Source organism: Variovorax restrictus (genome assembly GCF_051216715.1).
Classification (GTDB): Bacteria; Pseudomonadota; Gammaproteobacteria; order Burkholderiales; family Burkholderiaceae_C; genus Variovorax.
Genome location: NZ_JBPJZH010000001.1, coordinates 724,940 through 745,336, shown reverse-complemented (window position 1 = coordinate 745,336; position 20,397 = coordinate 724,940). Strand labels below are relative to the sequence as shown.

Sequence of the window (20,397 nt, the reverse complement as noted above, 5' to 3'; positions counted from 1 at the left end):
GACCCTCACTTCCAAAGCATCAGGTGCTCGACGACCGGGCCGAGCGCCAACGCAGGCACGTAGTTGAGCAGGCCGACCAGCAGCACGGTGCCGACCAGCAATGCGACGAACAGCGGGCCGTGCGTGGGCATGGTTCCCGCGGTGACCGGCAGGCGCTTCTTGGCGGCCAGCGCGCCGGCGATGGCGAGCACCGGCACGATCATTCCGAAGCGCCCCAGCCACATCGCGACCGCGAGGATCGCGTTGTAGAACGGTGTGTTGGCCGACAGCCCCGCGAAGGCGCTGCCGTTGTTGTTGCCGGCCGAGGTGAAGGCGTAGAGGATTTCCGAGAAGCCGTGTGCCCCCGGGTTGGCGATGCCCGCCTTGCCCAGGCCCAGGCTCACCGCCACCGCCGTGCCCGCCAGCACGACCATCGGCGTGATGAGGATGGCGATCGAGGTCAGCTTCATCTCGTGCACCTCGATCTTCTTACCGAGGTATTCCGGCGTGCGGCCGATCATCAGGCCCGCGATGAACACCGCCAGAATTGCGAAGATCAGCATGCCGTAGAGCCCGCTGCCGACGCCGCCGAAGACCACCTCGCCCAGTTGCATCAGCACGATCGGCACCATGCCGCCCAGCGGCGTGAACGAATCGTGCATGGCGTTCACCGCACCGCACGAGGCGGCCGTGGTGACGGCCGCGAACAGCGCCGACGCGGTGATGCCGAAGCGCGTTTCCTTGCCTTCCATGTTGCCGCCGGCCTGCAGCGCCGACGCCATCTGGTCGACGCCGAGCGGCTGCAGCAGCGGGTTGCCCGCCTGCTCGGCCGGGATGACGACCACCACGGCGGCGACGAACAGCACCGCCATCGCGGCCAGCACCGCCCAGCCCTGGCGCAGGTCGCCGACCACGCGGCCGAAGGCGAAGCACAGCGCCACCGGAATCAGCAGGATCGCCAGCATCTGCACGAAGTTCGTCGCCGCGTTGGGGTTCTCGTAAGGATGCGCCGAGTTGGCGTTGAAGAAGCCGCCACCGTTGGTGCCGAGCATCTTGATCGCCTCCTGCGAGGCGACCGGGCCCATCGCGATCGTCTGCGTGGCGCCCTCGACGGTGTGCACGGGCTGGTAGGCGTCGAAGTTCTGGATCACGCCCTGGCTGGCGAAGAAGATGGCCAGCACGAAGGCGGTCGGCAGCAGCAGCCAGGCGGTGATGCGCGTGATGTCGACCCAGAAGTTGCCGACCGAGCCCTGGCCGTCGGTGCTGCCTGTACCGCGATGGGCGAAGCCGCGGGCCAGCGCGAAGGCCACCGCGATGCCCGTCGCGGCCGACAGGAAGTTCTGCACCGTGAGCCCGAGCATCTGCGTGAGATAGCTCATGGTCGCCTCGCCGGCGTAGCCCTGCCAATTGGTGTTGGTGACGAAGCTCAGCGCCGTGTTGAACGACGAGTCGGGCGACACCGCGGCCATGCCGGCCGGGTTGAGCGGCAGCACGGCCTGCAGGCGTTGCAGACCATAGACGGCGAATGCGCCGATGGCGTTGAAGGCCAGCAGCGCGAAGGCGTAGGTGCGCCAGTGCATCGACTCACCGGGCGCGACGCCCGCCAGCTTGAAGAGCGGCGCTTCGACGCGCTGCATCCAGCGCGGCAGGCGGCCATCGCACAGCGCGGCGATGTAGCGGCCCAGCGGCCAGCCGAGCACGACCAGCACTACCAGCAGGAGGACCAACAAGCCCCAGGCAGAGGTGGTCATCTCAAAACTCCTCGGCGCAGATCAGCGCGAAGACGAGGTACGCGAACAGGATGACGGCGATCAGGCCGCCCGCGCCGTAGAGCACGTCGAGGCTGATCACGGCCGTGCTCCCGACGACGCTGCCTGCGTCTTTTCCCGGCCCTTCGGTGCCGCGAGCTTGTTCAGCCCCACCACCATCTCTGCAACGGCGACCCACAACACGGCGACCGCCGCGATCCATACGATGTCCATCTGTCACTCCTCTGATCGAGACACGGCTGTGAGTCTCGGCAAAGGCCCGTAAAAACAGGGAACAGAGGCGGCGGCAAGCCGTAAAGAAAGCGTAAATGGCGCGGTCGCGCCGCCTGCGCGTGCCTGGGTCGCGGTCGGTCCGCTACCGGGGACCGCCGGCCAGCCGCAACGCCAGCTGCCGTGCGGTCCGCGCGCTGGCGCCCTTGCCGGTGATCGCCAGCGAGGGGGGCGCGGCCAGCATCCGCGCGAAGACCGCCTGCACCTCGTCGGCGCCGATGTCCTCGATCATCGCGATCGCCTCGGCCATCGGCGTCACCGTCCCGCTGGCGAAGAGCTCTTCGACGGCCTGCTCCATCGTGGCGTAGGTCCGCTCGGACGCGCGCACGCGCGCCACGGTCCACTGGTTCTTCGCGCGCTCCAGGTGAACGGGGTCGATGCCGGCGGCCTGCGCCCGCAGCAGGTCGCCGGTGGCCGTCACCAGCGCATCGAGCTTGTCGGGCGTGGTGACCGCATGCACGACGAAGTTGGCCCAGACGTCGCCGCTGTCCATGGTGGCATGGGCCGTGTAGGCCAGACCGAGCTGCTCGCGCACGGTGTCGACCAGCGGCGCCGACATCCCGCCGCCGAACAGGTTGGCCGCCAGCGCGCCCGCCAGGCGCCAGCGCTGCTGCGCGAGCGCGTCAGCCTGCGTGGGCGCGAGCGGGAAGGCGATGTTCAGGAAGACCTGCGACACCTGCGTGAAGCGCCGGGCCAGGGGCCCGCCGACGTAGGTCGCCGGCGTCGGCGCCCTCAGCGCAGGGCGGTCGGCCGACGTCGACATGCCGGCGAAGAGTTCGCCCGCGAGCGCCACCCAGGCCTCGACGTCGACGTTGCCGGCGGCGACCACGACGGTCTTGTCCGCGACATAGTGGGCCTGCACGTGGCGGACCAGGTCCTGCCGGGTGAAGGCTTCGATGTTGGCGACGGTGCCGATCACCGGCATGCCCATCGGGTCGTCGCCCCAGATGGCGCGGTCGAGCAGCTCGCTGGAGCAGTCCTGCGGATCCTCGTCGTACTCGATGGCCTCCTGGCGGATCACGTCCAGCTCGCGCTGCAGTTCGATGTCGGGGAAGGTGCTGTTGAGCACGATGTCGGCCGTCATGCGCGTCAGGTGCTCGGCGTGCCGGCCCAGGCCGGTCATGAAGTAGCCGGTCGTGTCCTTGCCGGTGAACGCATTGACGTCCGCGCCCAGACGCTCGGCATCGAGGTTGATGGCCTGCACGGAACGCGTGGCGGTGCCCTTGAACGCCATGTGCTCCAGGACATGGCTGATGCCGTTGGTGCCCGGCGTCTCGTCGCGGGAGCCGACGCGCAGGAACACCCCCACGCTGGCGCTTTGCACATGGGGCATGGGAAGGGCGAGCAGCCGCACCCCGTTGCCCAGCGTGTGCAGGACTGCAGCGGGGTGCGCGGCCGGGAGGTGTTGGCGGGGGGTCATGGCGGCATTGTCGCTGCCGACGCGCGCACTCAAGGCGACGAGCAGACGCTCACGGCGAGCTTGCAGGGTTCGGTCGGCAGGTGCCCGTCGCACTGCGTGACCGCCGCCTGGCCGGCGGCCTTGCGGTCGGGCCCGACCGCGGTGCCCCATTCGCCGAAGTTGCCGGTGGCCAGCGCCGCACAGCTTCGCTCGAAGTAGACGCGCACCTCGCAGCGCGTCGTGCGTCCAGCCGCGCCTTCGCACTGCGCACGCGCCACGCGCTCGGCCGCCGCGCGGCTGCTCTGGTCGAACGAATAGCCGTAGCCGCCGGGCCGCGCGGCGATCGCGCCCCAGCTCGGCGCGGCGGCCAGCGCGGGTGCCGCGAAAAAGGGCAGGCAGGCGAGTGACAGCAATGCGTGCTTCGTGTACTTCAGGAAATCCATGACGCCGAAGGTTAGCCGCTCGACGGCCCGCAACCTGTAAGCCCTAGTCGCGCAGCACGTCGACCGCCGCCTTGAACACATAGCCCGCGCCGCGCTCAGTGACGATGAGCGTGGGCGTACGCGGGTCGGCTTCCATCTTGCGGCGCAGCCGGCCCACCTGCACGTCGACCGAGCGGTCGTACACCTCGGCGTTGTGCAGGCGAGAGAGGTCGAGCAGCTGCTCGCGCGCCAGCACGCGTTGCGGCGCTGACAGAAAGGCGATCAGCAGGTTGAACTCGCCATTGCGCAGCGGTACCGCGCGCCCATCGGGTGCCGTCAGTCGGCGCAGGCGCAGGTTCAGGTCCCACCCGGCGAAACGGTAGGCGCGGATGTTGGCCACCGTGTCGGCCAGTGTCTCGTGCATGCGGGTGCGACGCAGCAACGCGCGGATGCGCGCGAGCAGCACGCGCGGCGAGAAGGGCTTGGTGAGGTAGTCGTCAGCGCCCAGCTCCAGGCCCATCACGCGGTCGGCGTCGTCCTGGCGGCCGGTGAGGATGATGATCGGCAGCTTGGACGTGGCTCGCAGCTTCCGCGCGATTTCCATGCCGTCCTCGCCCTTGAGGCGCAGGTCCAGCAGCACCAGGTCGACCGCCTCGCGCGCCAGCACCTTCGACATCGACTGTTCGTCCGGCACAGCCGTCACGCGCATGTCGTGATCGCCCAGGTAGGTGGTGACGAGATCGCGCACGGACGGGTCGTCGTCCACCGCCAGGACGTGCGTCATACCCCTCTCGCCACTCTCATCCATGATGCCCTTCCACGTCGCCGCCGTTTTGGTTCGAGCGGCAGTGTATCGCCCGCTGCCCTGTGTGTCCGATGACACATGCAGCGGCGCTGGAGGCATCGAAACGGGTGATGAACGGCTTTCAATCGGGAGGCAGACAAAGCGCACGACCCAAACCGCGTGCTTCACACAGAACAACGAACAACACCGTGCCTCCTCCCTACCGGATCGCCATCGTCGAGAGCGACGACCTCATGCGCCAGCTGATCGAACGTTGGCTGACGGAGGCCGGCCACACGGTCGCCACCGCGCGGCCCGAGACACTGGGTGCGCTTCAGGTCGACCTGGTCATCGCCAACGTGTCCAGCCCGCGCTCGGCGGCGCCGCTGGTGCGCCGGCTGAAGGCGTTGCAGCAGGTGCCGCTGCTGCTGCTTTCGGCCCGGTTGGGCCGCGGCCAGGGCGACTCGGCGCCGCTGATCGGGCAGCTCGGCGCCACGGCCGTGCTGCCCAAGCCGTTCACGCATGACGAGCTGATGCGCACGGTGGAGGCGGCGATGGGCGGCTGAGCCACGCACCACGGCTCACGGCGCCCGGCCCAGCAGTCGCGCCAGCGCGTTTGCCAGCTCGTGCCGGGCCACGGGCTTGCCGAGCACCGCGTCGGCCCCGGCTTCGCGCGCTCGGCGCACCACCGCGGCGCCGAGGTAGCCGCTTACCAGCAGCACCGGCACGTTGGGGCGCACCTGCCGCAGGGCCTGGATCAGCTCGGCGCCGGACATGCCCGGCATGCGCTCGTCGGTGAGCACCGCGTCGAAGCGGTCGGGGTGCGCGGTGAAGGCGGCCAGCGCCTCCTCGCTCGACGTGAAGCCGACCGGCACGTAGCCCAGGCCGGTGAGCGTGTCGGTGGCCAGCCGCACCAGCGCCTCCTCGTCGTCGACCACCAGCACCTGCTCGTGCGCACCGCGCGGCAGCGGCTGCGGGGTGCCGTCGACCGGCAGCGGCACGTCATCGATGCGCGGCAGGAACACCGTGAAGGTGCTGCCCTCGCCCAGCGCCGTGCGCACATCCAGCGCGCCGCCGAATTCCGACACGATGCCGTGCACCAGCGACAGGCCGAGCCCCGTGCCCGAGCCGACCTCCTTGGTGGTGAAGAAGGGGTCGAAGATGCGCGCGATGTTCTCCGGGCCGATGCCCGCGCCAGTGTCGGCGATCGACAGCACCAGGTAGTCGCCCGGCGGCAGCGTGCCGGTGGTCGCGACGCGTGGCTGCGCCAGCCGCTGCGCCGCCAGGCCGACGCACAGCGTGCCGCCATCGGGCATGGCCTGCAACGCATTGGTGGCGAGGTTCATGAGCACCTGGTGCAATTGCGTCGCGTCACCGCGGATGGCCGCGCCGCCGGCCTGCAGCGCGGTGCGCACCTGCAGGCCGGCGGGCAACCCGGCCGACAGCAGGTTGAGCACCTCCTGCACCACGCCTTCGACATGCACCGGCACGCGCTCGGTCAGGCCGCTGCGGCTGAAGGCCAGGATGCGCTCGACCAGCGCCCGCCCCCGCTCGCCGGCCGTGAGGATGAACTCGATGTCGCGCCGCGTGCGGCTGCCCGCGCGCGTACCGCGCAGCGCCATCTCGCCGAAGCCGAGGATGGCGCCGAGGATGTTGTTGAAGTCGTGCGCGATACCGCCGGCCAGCGTGCCGACCGCCTCCAGCCGCTGCGTCTGCTGCAACGCGGCCTCGGCGCGCTTCTGCAGGTCGATGTCGCTGACCGAGCCCGCCAGGCGCGTCGCGCGCCCGCTGGCATCGCGCACGCACACACCGCGCACCCGCAGCCAGCGGTAGACGCCGTCGGGGTGCAGCATGCGCCACTCGCCATCGCAGGTCGGCAGGCGACCTTCGAGGTAGCCGAAGATCGTCTCGCTGCGCACCGCCACGTCCTCGGGATGGATCTTCACCAGCATCAGCCACTCCCAGCGCGTGCGCAGGGTCGGGCCCAGTTCCAGTCCGTACAGGCGCTGGGCCTGTTCCGACATGAACATCTGGTCGCTCAGGATGTCCCAGTCGTAGATGCCGTCGTTGGCGCCCGCCACCGCCAGGGCGAAGCGCTCTTCCGATTCGCGCAGGGCGGCCTCGGCCAGGCGGCGCTCGGTGATGTCGGTCGAGATGCCGCTCACGCGCTGCACCTGGCCGTCGGAGATGAGCACGCCGCGTTCATGCACCCAGCGCACTGCGCCGTCGGGCCGCACCACGCGGAACTCAGCGCTCCACGGCCCGTGGGCGCCGCTGTCGAGCCACTGAACGAAGGTCTCGCCGATGCGGCCGCGGTCCGCCGGGTGGATGCTGTCGATCCACAGGTGCGGCTCGCGGTAGAGGTCTTCCACCTTGCGGCCCCAGATGCGCTCGAAGCTCGGGCTCGCGTACACCACGCGCTCGGGCACGAGCTCGGTGATCCAGATCACGTCGGGCGTGGCGTCGGCCATGCGGCGAAAGCGCAGCTCGCTGTCCTGCAGCGCGGCCTGCACGCGCGCGTTCTCGCGCTCGGCCACGCGGCGCTCGTGGTTCTCGCGCGCCAGGTCGGCGTAGAGCCGCGCGTTCTCCAGCGAAATGGACGCCTGCGACGCCATCACCTCGAGCAGGCTCAGCCGCTCCGGCGTGAAGACGCGCGGCGCCAGGTTGTTCTCGAGGTAGAGCAGGCCGAGCAGCTGGCCTTGCCGCACCAGCGGCAGCGCCAGCACCGAGCGCCGGCCGGCGCGCTCGCCCGGCTGACCGGTGCCCTGCGGCGTCAGCGCCTGCATCGCCGATGCGTCGTCGAGCAGCATGCGTTTTCGGGTGCGCACCACGTGCTGGAGCATGGTGGTCGGCATGTCATGCGGGGTCAGCGCCGCACAACGGAAATCGACCGCCACGCCTTCGCCGTCTTCCCGCGTGTGCGCCTGCGCTTCGACGCGCCACGCGTCGCCGTCCGCCAGCACCAGCAGGCCGCGTTGCGCGCCGGCGTGCCCGATGGCTGCGGTCAGCAGCGTGTCGATGAGGCGGTCGAGCACGATCTCGCCGGACAGCGCCTGCGACACGCGGATCATCGCGGCCAGATCGATGCGCTCGGCCGACAGCTCGAAATCCGGGGCGACGTCGCTGCCCATCACGGGTTCGTGCCGCAGGAAGTCGAAGGTCTGCTCCAGCTGCCGCACCTTGGCATCGGCGCCCCAGCGGAGGTAAGCATGCCGCGCACTGCGCAGGTAGGTTTCGCTCACCGTGGCCAGGCCTTCGCCGGCGTGGAAGCGGGCCGCCAGTTCGCTGGCGATGGCTTCGTTGTGCAACAGGCCCTGGGTGCGTGCCAGGTCGGTGGCGCGCTGGTAGAGCCGGCCGGCGTCGAGCGTGCGGCCTTCGAGCCGCGCGATCTCGGCATCGAGCAGCGCCACCTTGTCGGCGAAGGTGGCGGGCGCGTGGCTGCCCCAGCCGGCGAGCTGGTCGCGGTAGCCCCGCAGGCGCTGCGGCCGGTCGGCCACGCGCGCCGCCGCCTCGTCGGGCAGGCCGGCCAGGGCCAGGCCAGCGAAGTACGGGTGGTTGGCGCACTGCACATGCACGGCCGACCAGAGCCAGCCTTCGGCGCGCAGCGAGGCCTCCCAGGCGCGCTCGGGCCGGCCCGCGATGAAGAAGGCCTGGGCGCGCAGCAGCCAGTGCCAGAAGACCATCGTCGGCATGCGGCCGGGGCCGAGCGCGGCTTCGAACGCGGCAGTGTCGAAGCCGTCGCCGTCCCAGTTCTTGATGCTCGCCGTGCGACCGCGCAGCGCCTGCACGAAGCGCTGTTGCGACAGCAGCTCGTCGACCACGTCGCGAAAGCCGGCCTTGCGCACGAAGGCGAGCCCGGTCTCGATGTCGCTCGCCACCGCATCGAGCGGATGGCCGCGCAGCAGCAGGTCGTTCACCACGTGGTGGCAGGCGAAGCAGGCGACCGCCATGTCGCCCTGCGCGGCCGCCGTGCTGAACGTGGCGCGCGCCAGCCGCACCGCGACCTCGAGCGGGCGCGTCCAGCCGCTGGCGATCTCCAGCGAGAACAGGCTCTTGGCCTCGTACGCGCCGAAGCCGTGGCGCGCCACCAGCGTCTGCGACAGCTGGGCCAGGCGCAGGCCGTCGTCGTGCCGGCCGTAAAAGCGGCCCAGCAGGATGCCGAACCAGGCGAAGCCCTGCGCCGAACCCGGCGTGATGCCGTGCGCCAGGCTCAGCCGCACCATATGGCACAGGTGGACGAAGGCCAGCCGCTCGTCGGTGAAGCAGGCCGGCGCGAAGAGCTCGGACAGCACCGCCATCGCCGCCTCGACGTCGCGATCGACCGCACGCGGGAGTTCGCTGAGCGACGCGATGGGGCGATCGCCCAGGCGCATCAGCACGTCGGCGTAGGCGGCATCGCGCTGCGCATCGCTCGGATGCGTCACCAGGTCGATGCCGAACTCGGCCAGGCATTCGATGGCGTCGGCCACCGCGCGGGCGTAGTCCGAACAGAGCACGTGCATCACCACGCGCAGGCGGTACACCGCCGCGCGCTCGACCCGGGTGCGGGCACGCGGCAGCAGTGCGTCCAGGCGCGGCCCGGCCTGCGAGGTCAGCCCGGCGAGCAGCTCGCATTCGCTGCACGCCAGGTGCAGTTCGAAGCACATCGCATGGCGACGCTGCCACGACGCGTCGGTCAGCAGCGCGATGCCCGCACCGAGGTAGCCCAGGGCGGCGCCGTAGGCCGCCGAGCGGCGCGCGCGGTGTGCGGCCATCAGGTGGAGTTCGGCCGCCTGTTCGCGCTCGGTCTGGCGTGTCATGGCGCTCGCACCCCGGCCGAGCTGGTCCACGATGTCGAACACGGCCGCGATGCGCGCGTCCGGCGACGGCAGTGCGGCGAGCATGCGCCGCGCGATCTGCAGGTGGTGCCGCGGTCGCGCGGCGGCGGCGATCTGCGCGTACGCCGCCTCGCGCACCTTGTCGTGCTGGAACACCCACAGGCTCTGGCGCTGCAGCAGCAGGCCCGACGCGATCGCGGGATGCAGCAGCGCAGGCAGCGCCTCGGCATCGCAGGGCACGGCAGTGGCCAGTGCCACGGTCTCGGCCTGCACGCCGAGGCAGGCCAGTTGCTGGAGCACGGCGCGCGTGGCGGCCGGCAGTCGCCGCAGCTTCTGCGCCATCAGCGCAACCACGCCGTCGGCGCCAGGGTCGACCTCGCCCAGCGCGTCGATGCGCGCCATGTCCCAGGTCCACCGTGCGGTGGACGCGTCGTAGGCCAACAGGCCTTCGTCGGCCAGCTGGGTGATGAACTGGCCCGCGAAGAAGGGATTGCCGCCGGTGCGCTCGTGCACGCGCTGCGCCAGCGCGGCGATGCGGTGCGTGTCGGTGCGCAGCGTGTCGGCCACCAGCCAGCGAATGTCCGCCACGTCCAGCGGGCGCAGTGCGATCTCGCTGACGGTCGCGCCCTCTCCGCGCAGCGCTTCGAGCCGCGCGAGCACCTCGGGTGCTTCGCCTGGCGCCGCCTCGGCATCGCGGAAGGCACCGACCAGCAGCAGGTGCGCCCCCTCGGGCGCGGCCAGCAGTTGCACCAGCAGGTCGCTGGTGGCCCGGTCGGCCCACTGCAGGTCGTCGAGGAACAGCACCAGCGGATGCGCGCGCTGCGCGAAGACCTGCAGGAAGCGCCGGAACACCTGGTGGAAGCGGGCCTGCGCCTCTTGCGACGAAGGCTCCGGCCCCTCGGGCTGCGGGCCGATCAGGGTTCCGAGCTGGGGCAGCAGCCCCGCGATGAAATGGCCGTGCGGCTCGACCGCGTTGCGCAGCGCGGCCTGCCACACGGCGCGTTCGGGCTCGGGCCGGCCGAGCACCATGCCCAGCAGCCCCTGCAGCGCCTGCGACAGCGTGGCCAGCGGCACCTCACGGGTGTACTGGTCGAACTTGCCCGAGACGAAGAGCCCCCCCGAGCCCACCAGCGCACGCTGCAGCTCCCGCACCATCGACGACTTGCCGATGCCGGCCGGCCCGTGCACCCGCACGAACTCGATCCGGCCCTGGTCGGCCACGCGGTCGAAGGCGGCGCGCAGCGCAGCCACCTCGCGCTCGCGGCCGTACAACCGTTCCGGCACCAGCAGTTGGCGCGGCACGTCGGCGGTGCCGAGCACGAAGTCGTCGAGGCTGCCCTGACGCTCCCAGTCCGACAGGCAGCGCCGCAGGTCGAGTTCCAGCCCGGCGGCGGTCTGGTAGCGGTCCTCGGCAGCCTTGGCCAGCAGCTTCATGACGAGGCGCGACAGCGTGTTCGGCAGGCTGGGCACGCGCAGGTCGGCCGCCACCGGCAGCTGCGCGAGATGGGCGTGCATCAGCGCGGCCGGGTCGGTGACCTGGAAGGGCGCGACGCCGGTCAGCATCTCGTAGAACGTGGCGCCCAGCGCGTACAGGTCGCTGCGCGCGTCGACCGAGCGGTTCATGCGGCCGGTCTGCTCCGGTGCCATGTAGCGCAGCGTGCCGGCGATGATGTCCGAGGGCGTCGCGCTGGCCTGCTCGCGGGGCAGCGCCGAAGCCAGGCCGAAGCCGGTGAGCCAGGCCCGCGCCGCGGCCACGTCGACGAAGAAGTGGCCGGGCTGGATGTCCTTGTGGATCAGGCCGCGCGCATGCAACTGCCCGAGCGCCGCGGCCATGCCGACGGCCACGCGCAGGGCCGCGCGCACCGGCCACGGCCCGCCCATGCGGCGCGACAGCAGCTCGCCCCCCGGGTCGCTCAGCGTGAGCGCCGGGTGCTCGGCGTCGAGGTCGAGGTGGATCGGGCGCGCGGCCCAGCCTTCGTCGAGCCGTTCGCGCAGCGCGTACTCGTGGCGCAAGCGCTCGCGCAACGCAGCGCCGGGCCGGGCCGCGACAGCACGCAGGATCAGCACCGACGCACCGCCGCCGGAGGCGGTGCGCCGCGCGAGCAGCAGTTGCGCGTCGCTGCGCAGCGTGCGGTCGACCAGGCGGCTCGGCGGCGCCCCGCCGGCGGTCAGCCTGTGGCGCTGCAGATCTGCCATCGTCCGTCCAGCATGTGTGAGGTTCCTTGTGCCATTCGATCGGGACGGCTCGCCTGCATTGGAGGGCTGCCGTCCGCCCGGCATTGTGACCAGCCGGCGACGCTCTTCGACAGTTGACACATGCCACGACGGCCTGGCCATGCTGCATTGGCGGTGCCTGCCTCCAAAGGTCGATGCGCGGGCGAGCTGTTCGAGTTCCCATCGAACGCGCCATGAATCAGGAGTCTTCGTGAACGAAACACCCACCACCTTTCTCGCCGACCTGTCGCGCCGCCAGCTGTTGCTGGCGGGCGGCGCGGCGGCCGTGACCGCCGCCATGGCCCTGCCTGGCTGCGCCACAGGTGGCCGCCTTTTCCCATCCTCCCAACCGCTCTCCAAAGGACACCACCCCATGCCCACCATCACCACCAAAGACGGCACCCAGATCTTCTACAAGGACTGGGGCACCGGCCAACCCATCGTGTTCTCGCACGGCTGGCCGCTCACGGCGGACGACTGGGACAACCAGATGCTGTACTTCCTCGGCAAGGGCTTCCGCGTGATCGCGGCCGACCGCCGCGGCCATGGCCGTTCGACGCAGACCTGGACCGGCAACGACATGGACACCTACGCCGACGACCTGGCCGCGCTGACCGAAGCGCTCGACCTGAAGAACGCGGTGCACATCGGTCACTCCACCGGCGGCGGCGAAGTCGCGCGCTACATCGGTCGCCATGGCACCAAGCGCGTCGCCAAGGCCGTGCTCATCGGCGCCGTGCCGCCCATCATGCTCAAGACCGCGGCCAATCCCGGCGGCCTGCCGATGGAAGTGTTCGACGGCATCCGTGCCGGCGTGGCCAGCAACCGCTCGCAGTTCTACATCGACCTGACGATGCCCTTCTACGGCTACAACCGCCCGAACGCCAAAGTGTCCGAGGGCATTCGCCGCGAATGGTGGCTGCAAGGGATGATGGGCGGCATCAAGGCCCACTACGACTGCGTCAAGGCCTTCTCGGAAACCGACTTCACCGAAGACCTGAAGAAGATCGACGTGCCCACGCTCGTGCTGCACGGCGACGACGACCAGATCGTGCCCTACCAGGACGCCGGCGTGCTGTCGGCCAAGCTGGTGAAGAACGCCACGCTGAAGATCTACCCCGGCCTGCCGCACGGCATGTGCACGACGCACCCCGAGATCATCAACCCCGACATCCTCGCCTTCATCAAGGGCTGAGGCCGACAAGGAGACCGCGATGAACAGCGTGACCATCACCACGCCGGACGGCGACTTCACGGCCTACGTCGCGCGCCCGGCCGCGGGCGCAAAGCCCGCGCCCGCCATCGTGGTCTGCCAGGAGATCTTCGGCATCAACGCCGACCTGCGCGCCACCTGCGACGAGCTGGCGGCGCAGGGCTTCATCGCCCTGTGCCCCGACCTGTTCTGGCGCCTCGAACCGGGGCTGGACCTGTCGCCGGACACCGACTGGCCGCGGGCCCTGGCGCTCTACCAGGCCTACGACCTGGACGCCGGCGTGCGCGACGTGGCTGCCACGATCGAGGCCGCGCGGCAGCTGCCGGGCGCCTCGGGCAAGGTCGGGCTCATGGGCTTCTGCCTCGGCGGGCTCATGACCTTTCTGACGGCCGCGCGATCCCCCGTCGACGCCGCGGTGGCGTACTACGGCGGCCGCACCGACGAGTTCCTGGCCGAGGCGCCCGCGCTGACCGCGCCGCTGCTGATGCATCTGGGCGAGGACGACGAGTTCATCGACAGGCCCGCGCAGCAGGCCATCGTCGATGCGCTGGCCGGCAAGCCCAAGGTCGAGGTCTACCGCTACCCCGGCTGCATGCATGCCTTCGCGCGGCACGGCGGTGCGCACTACGACGCGGCGGCGGCACGGCTGGCCAACGTCCGCACCCAAGATTTTTTCAAGGCACGGCTGCAGATGTGAAACACCCCCGAAGCGCCTTCGGCGCCTCCCCCTCCAGGGGGCGATACCAGCGGCCCCGCGAAGCTGGTTCCGCGGTATCCCTGGGTTGCCCCACCCCATCACCCAGAAGGAGAAGACCATGTTCGGATTGACAACGCTCGGCGCCGTCCACACCGCCATCAGCCTCGTGGCGCTCGCCGCCGGCATCGTCTCGATCGTCCGCTTCGGCGAGATCGCGGCGGGCCGCACGGTCGGGCGCGTGTACGTCTGGGCCACCGTGCTCACCTGCCTCACGGGCTTCGGCATCTTCCAGCGCGGCGGCTTCGGCGCGCCGCACGTGCTGGGCATCGTCACGCTGGCGGTGCTGGGCATCGCGGCGCTGGCCGGCAGCGGGCGGCTCTTCGGCGGCGCGTCGCGCTACGTGGCGACCATCGCCTACTCGACCACCCTGTTCTTCCACATGATCCCGGGCCTGACCGAGACCTTCACGCGGTTGCCTGCGGGCGCGCCGCTCTTCACCAGCCCCGAGACCCGGCGCTGCAGAGGACCGTGGGGGTGTTCTTCGTGCTGCTGGTGATCGGCTGCATCCTGCAGGTCCGGCGGCTGCGCACGCGCGGCACGACATCGCTGCCCGGCGCCGGCCTCATCGGCTGAGCGAAGCGCCGCGTCCCGCGGCGAAGTGCGCCTGGATCAACGCCAGGAGGGCGTCGAAATCAGCCGGCTTCGCCACATGGCCATCGAAGCCCGACGCCAAGGTGCGGGCGCGATCGGCGGGCGAGTCGTACCCGGTGAGCGCAATCAACAGCGGCTCGGCGTCTTCCGCCTTTGCTTCGGATCGCATTCGCTTTCCGACTTCGTAGCCGTTCATGCCGGGAAGGCCGATGTCGCACAGCACCACCTGCGACCGTTGCGATGCGAAGGCGGTGAGAGCGGTCGGCCCGTCGCGAGCGACTTCCACCTGATGGCCGGACACCTTCAACAGCATGCCGAGCATGTCGCCCGCGTCCTGGTTGTCGTCGACGACCAGGACGCGGGCGGCCACGAATCCGGTCTCGCCCGTGGGCGCGACAGCGGGTTCGGCGACATGGTCGATGCGCGGGAGAACCACCGTGAACTCGGTGCCCCGACCGACGCCGTCGCTGTGCACCGCGATCGACCCGCCGTGCAGTTGCACCATGCTGCGCACCACCGCCAGCCCGACCCCCAGACCGCCGTGGCTGCGGCTGAGCGATCGCTCCTCCTGCGTGAAGAGATCGAAGATGCCCTCGATCGCCTCCTCGGCGATGCCGCTGCCGTTGTCCTTCAGGCGCAGCACCACGGTGGCCCCGTCCTGTCGAACGCTCAGGTCGATGGTGCCCTCGTCCGGGGTGTATTTGCTGGCGTTGTGCAGCAGGTTGCCGACGACCTGCGCCAGGCGCGTGGGGTCGCCGTTCACATAGAGAGGTGACGGCGGCAACGTCAGCGTGAGCTTCTGGCGCTGCGATTCGATGAGGAAACGGGTGGTCTCGACCGCCTCGTCCACGAACTCCGCCACCGCGGTCGGCCTTCGGTGCAAGCTGACCTTGCCGCTGGTCACGCGCGATGCGTCGAGCAGATCGTCCAGCAGGCGCGCCATGTGCGCCACCTGTCGGCCGATGATGTCGCTGATCGCCTTGACCCGAGGATCGACCGGCTCGAGCCGCTCCAGCAGCGCCGCCGCGCCCCGGATGGGGGCCAGGGGGTTGCGCAACTCGTGCGCCAGCATCGCGATGAACTCGTCCTGCTTCCGCTTGGCCCGTTTCGCCACCTCTCCGAGCTGCTCCGCCGCGAGGGTCGCGTGAACGAGGTGGGCATTGGCTTCCAGCATGTCCCGCAGGCGCTGCTCGGCCGCGACCGGGGCCGACGTATGGCTGTCACGGGGCCCGCTGTTCATCTCAGGCCCCGGGGCCGAGCGGCCGGGGGTGACCGGTCAGCATGGCGTCCATGGCCGGAACCGGCGCCCCGATGACCAGCCCCGCATCGGTGATCTCGTAGGGCCGCAGGTCATGGCTGTGGGCGCTGTTGCGCACCTTCACCACGCCCATGACGCGCTTGAGCTGGCCCTGGAGTTCGACATAGCGCTGCACGATGATCGCGTCGGTCAGGAAAGCCGTGCCGTAGGGGCTGAAGCGCAGGTCGGTGTAGCGATCTTCGAGTTCGGAGATCAACAGAACCGCCACGCCCAGCCCGGTGAGCACCGCGATCATGCGATGCATCGACTCCTGGAAATCGGTGCGGAAGGTCGGCGCCAGCGCCAGCTCGAAGCCGGAGAGCGAATCGATCACCACCCGCGTCGCGCCGGTGCGTTCGATCATCTCCGTGAGCGCATAGAGCGTCTCGTCGATCGACAGGTCCAGCGCACGGGTGTCGATCACACCGACCTGCCCGTCGGCGATGAGCTCATCGAGCTTGACCTTGTGCGAGCGCGCCGGGCTCTTCTCGAAGGCGGCGAGCACGCCCTTTTCGCCGACGCGCGCACCTTCGGCCAGAAACGCCGCCGCGAGTTGCGACTTGCCCGACCCCGAAGGGCCGGCGACCAGCAGCGAGTAGCCGGCCGGCAAACCCCCACCCATCAGGTCGTCGAGCAGCGGAACACCCATCGACAGCCGGGCGGGCACTGCGCTCTGCTTGCCGGTGTTGTCGGGCGGGATGTGGCCGCTGGTGATCGTGCGGGGAAAGATCTGCACGCCGTCGCTGCCGATGCGGAAGGTGTGCAGCCCCGGGATCGTGGCGTGTCCGCGCATCTTCATGATCTGGATCTTGCGGACCATCGAGTTGCGCTCGACGCTCTGCGCCATCCACAGGATGCCGTCGGCGACGGTGAAGATGGGGTTGGCCTCCGCCTCCATGGCGACGTACTCGCCGATGAGGAAGGTGGTGGCCTGCCAGGTGGTCAGCAGCATGCCGAGCCGCTGCACGAAACGCTGGAGATCGAGTTCGTCCTTGCCCACGACGCGCGCGGCCTGCACCACCGATCGAAAGGAATCGACCATCACCAGCGAGGGCTCGAAGCGCTCGACCTCCTCGACGATCCGCGCGAGCACCCGGTCGTAGTCACCGGCGACCAGCTCGTCGGCCAGGTTGATGAAGCGGATCGACTCGTTGACCTTGGCCGCATCGAAGAAGCTGTACTGCTGCTGGTAGCGCAGCATCTTGAGCGGCGGTTCGCCCAGCACGGTGAAGAAGATGGCGCGGCGATCGGGGTTGGCGAGCGCGAACATGATCTGGTGCGCGAGCGTGGTCTTGCCCGAACCGGGCGCCCCTGCAATCAGGTTGAAGGAGTACTCGGCGAGCCCTCCGGTCAGGAGCGCATCGAGGCCCGGGACGCCGGTGGGCAGGCGCTGGATGACAATCTTGTCGGTCATTGAAGACTCTCCTGAGAAATGAGTTCGGCGTCGGGCAGGTTCCAGGCGGACTGCAGCATGCGCCGAGTCAAGGGCTGCCCGATCAGGGAGACGAGGTGATCGACCAAGGCGAGAAGCAGGTATTCACCCGCCGCGCGACAGCCTGCTGGCGGGCGTGCCGTCAGGTCGTCGCGCAACGCATCGAATGTTTTGTCGGTGACGACCGAAGACGACGGCAGGGTCCATTCGACCGTGGCGCGCGTGCGATGCACGGCATGGGCGATCAGCGACGAGGACGCCTGCACGCCCACCACCATGGTGAGTTCCGCGTGCAGCGACTTCAGCGCGCCGATGATGGATCGGGCGACGGTGGCAGAGGGAAGCTCATGGCCCGCGCACTGCGAAATCATTCGCTTGACTATTTCGCTTGGCATGGCCCTCCGGCTCAGGGTGTGAACTGCTCTGTCGCCCGCGCCAGGCACTGGCCACGGGCAAAGTATCGCCAAGTTTTCGAACGGGACCTGGGTTCAAGCGGATCCGGGGTCAATCGACGCGGACTCACCCACACCCGCCGGGCTGTAGTCATTCTGGCAGCATTCGACGACCGCAACGGCGTTGGCGCTGCCGCAGGCGAATTAAATGATTCGCCTTCGGAATGCGGCCTGGAACGTCAATCCTGCAGGCAGAGGTACTTGAGTTCGAGGTAGTCGTCGATGCCGTGTCGCGACCCCTCGCGGCCCAGGCCGGACTGCTTGACGCCGCCGAAAGGTGCGACTTCATTGGAGATCAGCCCGGTGTTGATGCCGACCATGCCGGTCTCCAACTGCTCGCTCACGCGCCAGATGCGGCGGCGGTCTTCGGTGAAGAGGTAGGCGGCCAGGCCGAACTCGGTGGCGTTCGCCATCGCGACGGCTTCGTCCTCGGTCTCGAAGCGGAGGATCGGCGCCAGCGGGCCGAAGGTTTCTTCTCGCGCCACGCGCATCGCCTGCGTGACGCCGGTGACCACGGTCGGCGTGAAGAAGGTGCCGCCCAGCGCATGCGGCTGGCCACCGGTGCGCACCTGCGCGCCGTGCGTCAGGGCATCGTCGATGTGCTGACGCACCTTGGCGACGGCGCGGTCGTCGATCAGCGGCCCCTGCGTCACGCCGGCATCGAGGCCGTTGCCCACCGGCATGGCCTCGACCGCCGTCACCAGCCGCTCGACCAGCGCATCGTGGATGCCGGCCTGCACGTAGATGCGGTTGGCGCACACGCAGGTCTGGCCGGCGTTGCGGAATTTCGACGCAACGATGCCGGCCACGGCGGTGTCGAGGTCGGCATCGTCGAACACGATCAGCGGCGCGTTGCCGCCGAGTTCCAGCGACAGCTTCTTGAGGGTCGGCGCGCACTGCTGCATGAGGATGCGGCCCACGCCGGTCGAGCCGGTGAAGCTGAGCTTGCGCACCACGTCGCTTTCGCACAGCGCGCCGCCGATCGCGGGTGCGTCGCCGGTCACGATCTGCAGCACGCCCGGCGGCAGGCCGGCCTCGATGGCGAGCACGCCCAGCGCGAAGGCGCTCAGCGGCGTGAGCTCGGCCGGCTTCACGACGATGGTGCAACCGGCGGCCAGCGCGGGGCCGACCTTGCGCGTGATCATCGCGGCCGGAAAATTCCACGGCGTGATGGCGGCGCACACACCGATGGGCTGCTTGAGCACCACGATGCGCTGGCCCGCGCGCTGCGATTGCAGCACCTCGCCGTCGACGCGCTTGGCTTCTTCGGCGAACCATTCGAGGAAGGACGCGGCGTAGGCGATCTCGCCCTTGGCCTCGGCCAGCGGCTTGCCCTGCTCCAGCGTCATCAGGCGGCCGAGGTCGTCCTGGTGCGCGAGCATCAGGTCGGCCCAGCGGCGCAGCACCTGGGCGCGTTCGCGCGCCGTGCGGGCACGCCAGGCGGGCAGCGCCGCAGCAGCGCCGGCGATGGCGCGCTCGGTTTCGGCACGGCCCATGTGCGGCACGGTGGCGATCGCCCGGCCCGTCGCCGGGTCGATCACGTCGAGCGTGCGGCCACCATCGGCCTGCACCCATTCGCCGTCGATGAGGCCGACCTGTTTCACCAGGTCGGGGCGCGCCAACCCGAAGTCGAATGCGGTGCTCATGCCTTCAGTGCCTCGTCGATGATGTCCAGCGCGCGGTCGAACTGCGCGTCGGGAATGGTCAGCGGGTACAGGAAGCGGATCACGTTGCCGTACATGCCGCAGTTCAACAGCAGCAGCCCCTGCGCGAGCGCTTTGGCCTGCACGCGCTTCACGGCCTCGGCGTCGTGCGCGCCGGTGGCCGGGTCGCGCAGTTCGATGGCGACCATTGAGCCTTGGGCCCGCACGTCGGCGATGGCCGCGTTCGACTCCTTCGCATTCAACAGACGCGCGACCAACTTGGCGCCCAGCGCGGCCGAGCGCTCGCACAGCTTCTCGTCGTCGATCACGTCGAGCACCGCGAGCGCCGACGCGACGGCCAGCGGGTTGCCGGCGTAGGTCCCACCGAGGCCACCCGGTGCGGGCGCGTCCATGATGGCGGTACGGCCGGCCACGGCCGACAGCGGCATGCCGCCGGCCAGGCTCTTGGCCATGGTGATCAGGTCGGGTTCCACGCCGTGGTGCTGCATCGAGAACAGCGTGCCGGTGCGCGCGAAGCCGCTCTGCACCTCGTCGGCGATGAAGACGATGCCGTGCGCATCGCACAGCGCGCGCAGGCCCTTCATCAACGCCGTCGGCGCGACGTTGAAGCCGCCTTCGCCCTGCACCGGCTCGATCACGATCGCGGCCACGCGCTGCGGGTCGATGTCGGTCTTGAAGAGGCGGGCCAATGCGGCCAGCGAATCGTCCGCGCTCACGCCTTCGATGGCGCTCGGGAACGGCACGTGGAACACATCCGAGGGGAACGGGCCGAAGCCGACTTTGTACGGCGCGACCTTGCCGGTCATGGCGAGCGTCATCAGCGTGCGGCCATGGAAGGCGCCGCCGAAGGTGACGACGCCGGCGCGGCCGGTGTGGGCGCGGGCGATCTTCACCGCGTTCTCCAGCGCTTCGGCACCGGTGGTGAAGAAGGCCGTCTTCACCGGGCCGCTGATCGGCACCCGCTTGTTCAGGCGCTCGGCCAGTGTGACCACGCTTTCGTAGGGAACGATCTGGTAGGCCGTGTGCGTGAACTGCTGGAGCTGCGCGGCGATGGCGGCTTCGATGCGTGGGTGGCGGTGGCCGGTGTTGACCACGGCAATGCCGGCGGCGAAGTCGATGTACTCGCGGCCCTCCACGTCCCACAAGGTCGCGTTCTCGGCGCGCGCTGCAAAGAAGTCGCACATCACGCCCACGCCGCGGGGCGTGGCGGCAAGGCGGCGGGCATGGAGTTCGCTGTTGGTGGTCATGGTGGGTGTCCTGGTGAAGCGGGGGCAGGCGAAGAATGAAGTCGTGATTGAATGGCGGATTGGCCCCATCGAAAAGATCCGCTTTCGGCG

At 69.9% G+C, this 20,397-nt stretch carries 16 protein-coding genes; 4 read left to right on the top strand and 12 right to left on the bottom strand.

Annotated features, from left to right (window positions below):
* Positions 1-5: 5 nt before the first annotated feature.
* The 6 genes from kdpA to ACSFA0_RS03455 form a co-directional block, all read right to left on the bottom strand.
* Positions 6-1,730 (bottom strand): potassium-transporting ATPase subunit KdpA, encoded by a 1,725-nt coding sequence (gene kdpA, locus ACSFA0_RS03480; RefSeq protein WP_435448847.1) that lies wholly within the window; start codon positions 1,728-1,730, stop codon positions 6-8.
* Position 1,731: 1 nt separating this feature from the next.
* Entirely contained in the window at positions 1,732-1,830 is a 99-nt protein-coding gene (gene kdpF, locus ACSFA0_RS03475; protein ID WP_262073316.1) for a K(+)-transporting ATPase subunit F, read from the bottom strand.
* Positions 1,827-1,961, bottom strand: a complete 135-nt coding sequence (locus tag ACSFA0_RS03470) for a hypothetical protein (RefSeq protein ID WP_435448846.1) — start codon at positions 1,959-1,961, stop codon at positions 1,827-1,829. The genes kdpF and ACSFA0_RS03470 overlap by 4 nt, the downstream gene beginning before the upstream one ends.
* 142 nt (positions 1,962-2,103) lie before the next feature.
* Complete coding sequence (locus tag ACSFA0_RS03465) at positions 2,104-3,438, bottom strand: M16 family metallopeptidase (RefSeq protein WP_435448845.1); 1,335 nt, start codon at positions 3,436-3,438, stop codon at positions 2,104-2,106.
* A 29-nt stretch (positions 3,439-3,467) separates the two neighbouring features.
* Positions 3,468-3,860 (bottom strand): DUF4189 domain-containing protein, encoded by a 393-nt coding sequence (locus ACSFA0_RS03460; RefSeq protein WP_435448844.1) that lies wholly within the window; start codon positions 3,858-3,860, stop codon positions 3,468-3,470.
* A 43-nt stretch (positions 3,861-3,903) separates the two neighbouring features.
* Positions 3,904-4,623, bottom strand: coding sequence for a response regulator (locus tag ACSFA0_RS03455; RefSeq protein ID WP_435448843.1), 720 nt, complete (start codon positions 4,621-4,623; stop codon positions 3,904-3,906).
* A gap of 209 nt (positions 4,624-4,832) precedes the next feature.
* Between ACSFA0_RS03455 and ACSFA0_RS03450 the strand changes: the two genes are divergently transcribed.
* Positions 4,833-5,189, top strand: coding sequence for a response regulator transcription factor (locus ACSFA0_RS03450; protein WP_435448842.1), 357 nt, complete (start codon positions 4,833-4,835; stop codon positions 5,187-5,189).
* Positions 5,190-5,204: 15 nt separating this feature from the next.
* Here the strand turns inward: ACSFA0_RS03450 and ACSFA0_RS03445 are convergent, their stop codons facing one another.
* Entirely contained in the window at positions 5,205-11,636 is a 6,432-nt protein-coding gene (locus tag ACSFA0_RS03445; RefSeq protein WP_435448841.1) for an AAA family ATPase, read from the bottom strand.
* Positions 11,637-12,027: 391 nt separating this feature from the next.
* Between ACSFA0_RS03445 and ACSFA0_RS03440 the strand changes: the two genes are divergently transcribed.
* The 3 genes from ACSFA0_RS03440 (at position 12,028) to ACSFA0_RS03430 (ending at position 14,120) form a co-directional block, all read left to right on the top strand.
* Positions 12,028-12,849, top strand: a complete 822-nt coding sequence (locus ACSFA0_RS03440; protein WP_286647667.1) for an alpha/beta fold hydrolase — start codon at positions 12,028-12,030, stop codon at positions 12,847-12,849.
* Between the two features lie 19 nt (positions 12,850-12,868).
* Positions 12,869-13,564, top strand: coding sequence for a dienelactone hydrolase family protein (locus tag ACSFA0_RS03435; protein ID WP_435448840.1), 696 nt, complete (start codon positions 12,869-12,871; stop codon positions 13,562-13,564).
* Positions 13,565-13,682: 118 nt separating this feature from the next.
* Complete coding sequence (locus tag ACSFA0_RS03430; protein ID WP_435448839.1) at positions 13,683-14,120, top strand: hypothetical protein; 438 nt, start codon at positions 13,683-13,685, stop codon at positions 14,118-14,120.
* A gap of 66 nt (positions 14,121-14,186) precedes the next feature.
* On the opposite strand, the gene ACSFA0_RS03425 is transcribed toward ACSFA0_RS03430, so the two are convergent.
* The 5 genes from ACSFA0_RS03425 to ACSFA0_RS03405 form a co-directional block, all read right to left on the bottom strand.
* Positions 14,187-15,455 carry a hybrid sensor histidine kinase/response regulator gene (locus tag ACSFA0_RS03425; protein WP_435448838.1) on the bottom strand — a complete coding sequence of 423 codons (1,269 nt, stop codon included), beginning with the start codon at positions 15,453-15,455 and terminating at the stop codon, positions 14,187-14,189.
* A 1-nt stretch (position 15,456) separates the two neighbouring features.
* On the bottom strand, positions 15,457-16,926 hold the full coding sequence (locus tag ACSFA0_RS03420) for an RAD55 family ATPase (RefSeq protein ID WP_435448837.1): 1,470 nt from the start codon (positions 16,924-16,926) through the stop codon (positions 15,457-15,459).
* The gene (locus ACSFA0_RS03415) at positions 16,923-17,315 is read right to left on the bottom strand and encodes a hypothetical protein (protein WP_435448836.1); all 393 of its coding nucleotides are present in this window, start codon (positions 17,313-17,315) and stop codon (positions 16,923-16,925) included. Before ACSFA0_RS03415 ends, ACSFA0_RS03420 begins: the two co-directional genes overlap by 4 nt.
* A gap of 260 nt (positions 17,316-17,575) precedes the next feature.
* Complete coding sequence (locus ACSFA0_RS03410) at positions 17,576-19,042, bottom strand: NAD-dependent succinate-semialdehyde dehydrogenase (protein ID WP_435448835.1); 1,467 nt, start codon at positions 19,040-19,042, stop codon at positions 17,576-17,578.
* Positions 19,039-20,307, bottom strand: coding sequence for a 4-aminobutyrate--2-oxoglutarate transaminase (locus ACSFA0_RS03405; RefSeq protein WP_435448834.1), 1,269 nt, complete (start codon positions 20,305-20,307; stop codon positions 19,039-19,041). The genes ACSFA0_RS03410 and ACSFA0_RS03405 overlap by 4 nt, the downstream gene beginning before the upstream one ends.
* Positions 20,308-20,397: the final 90 nt, after the last annotated feature.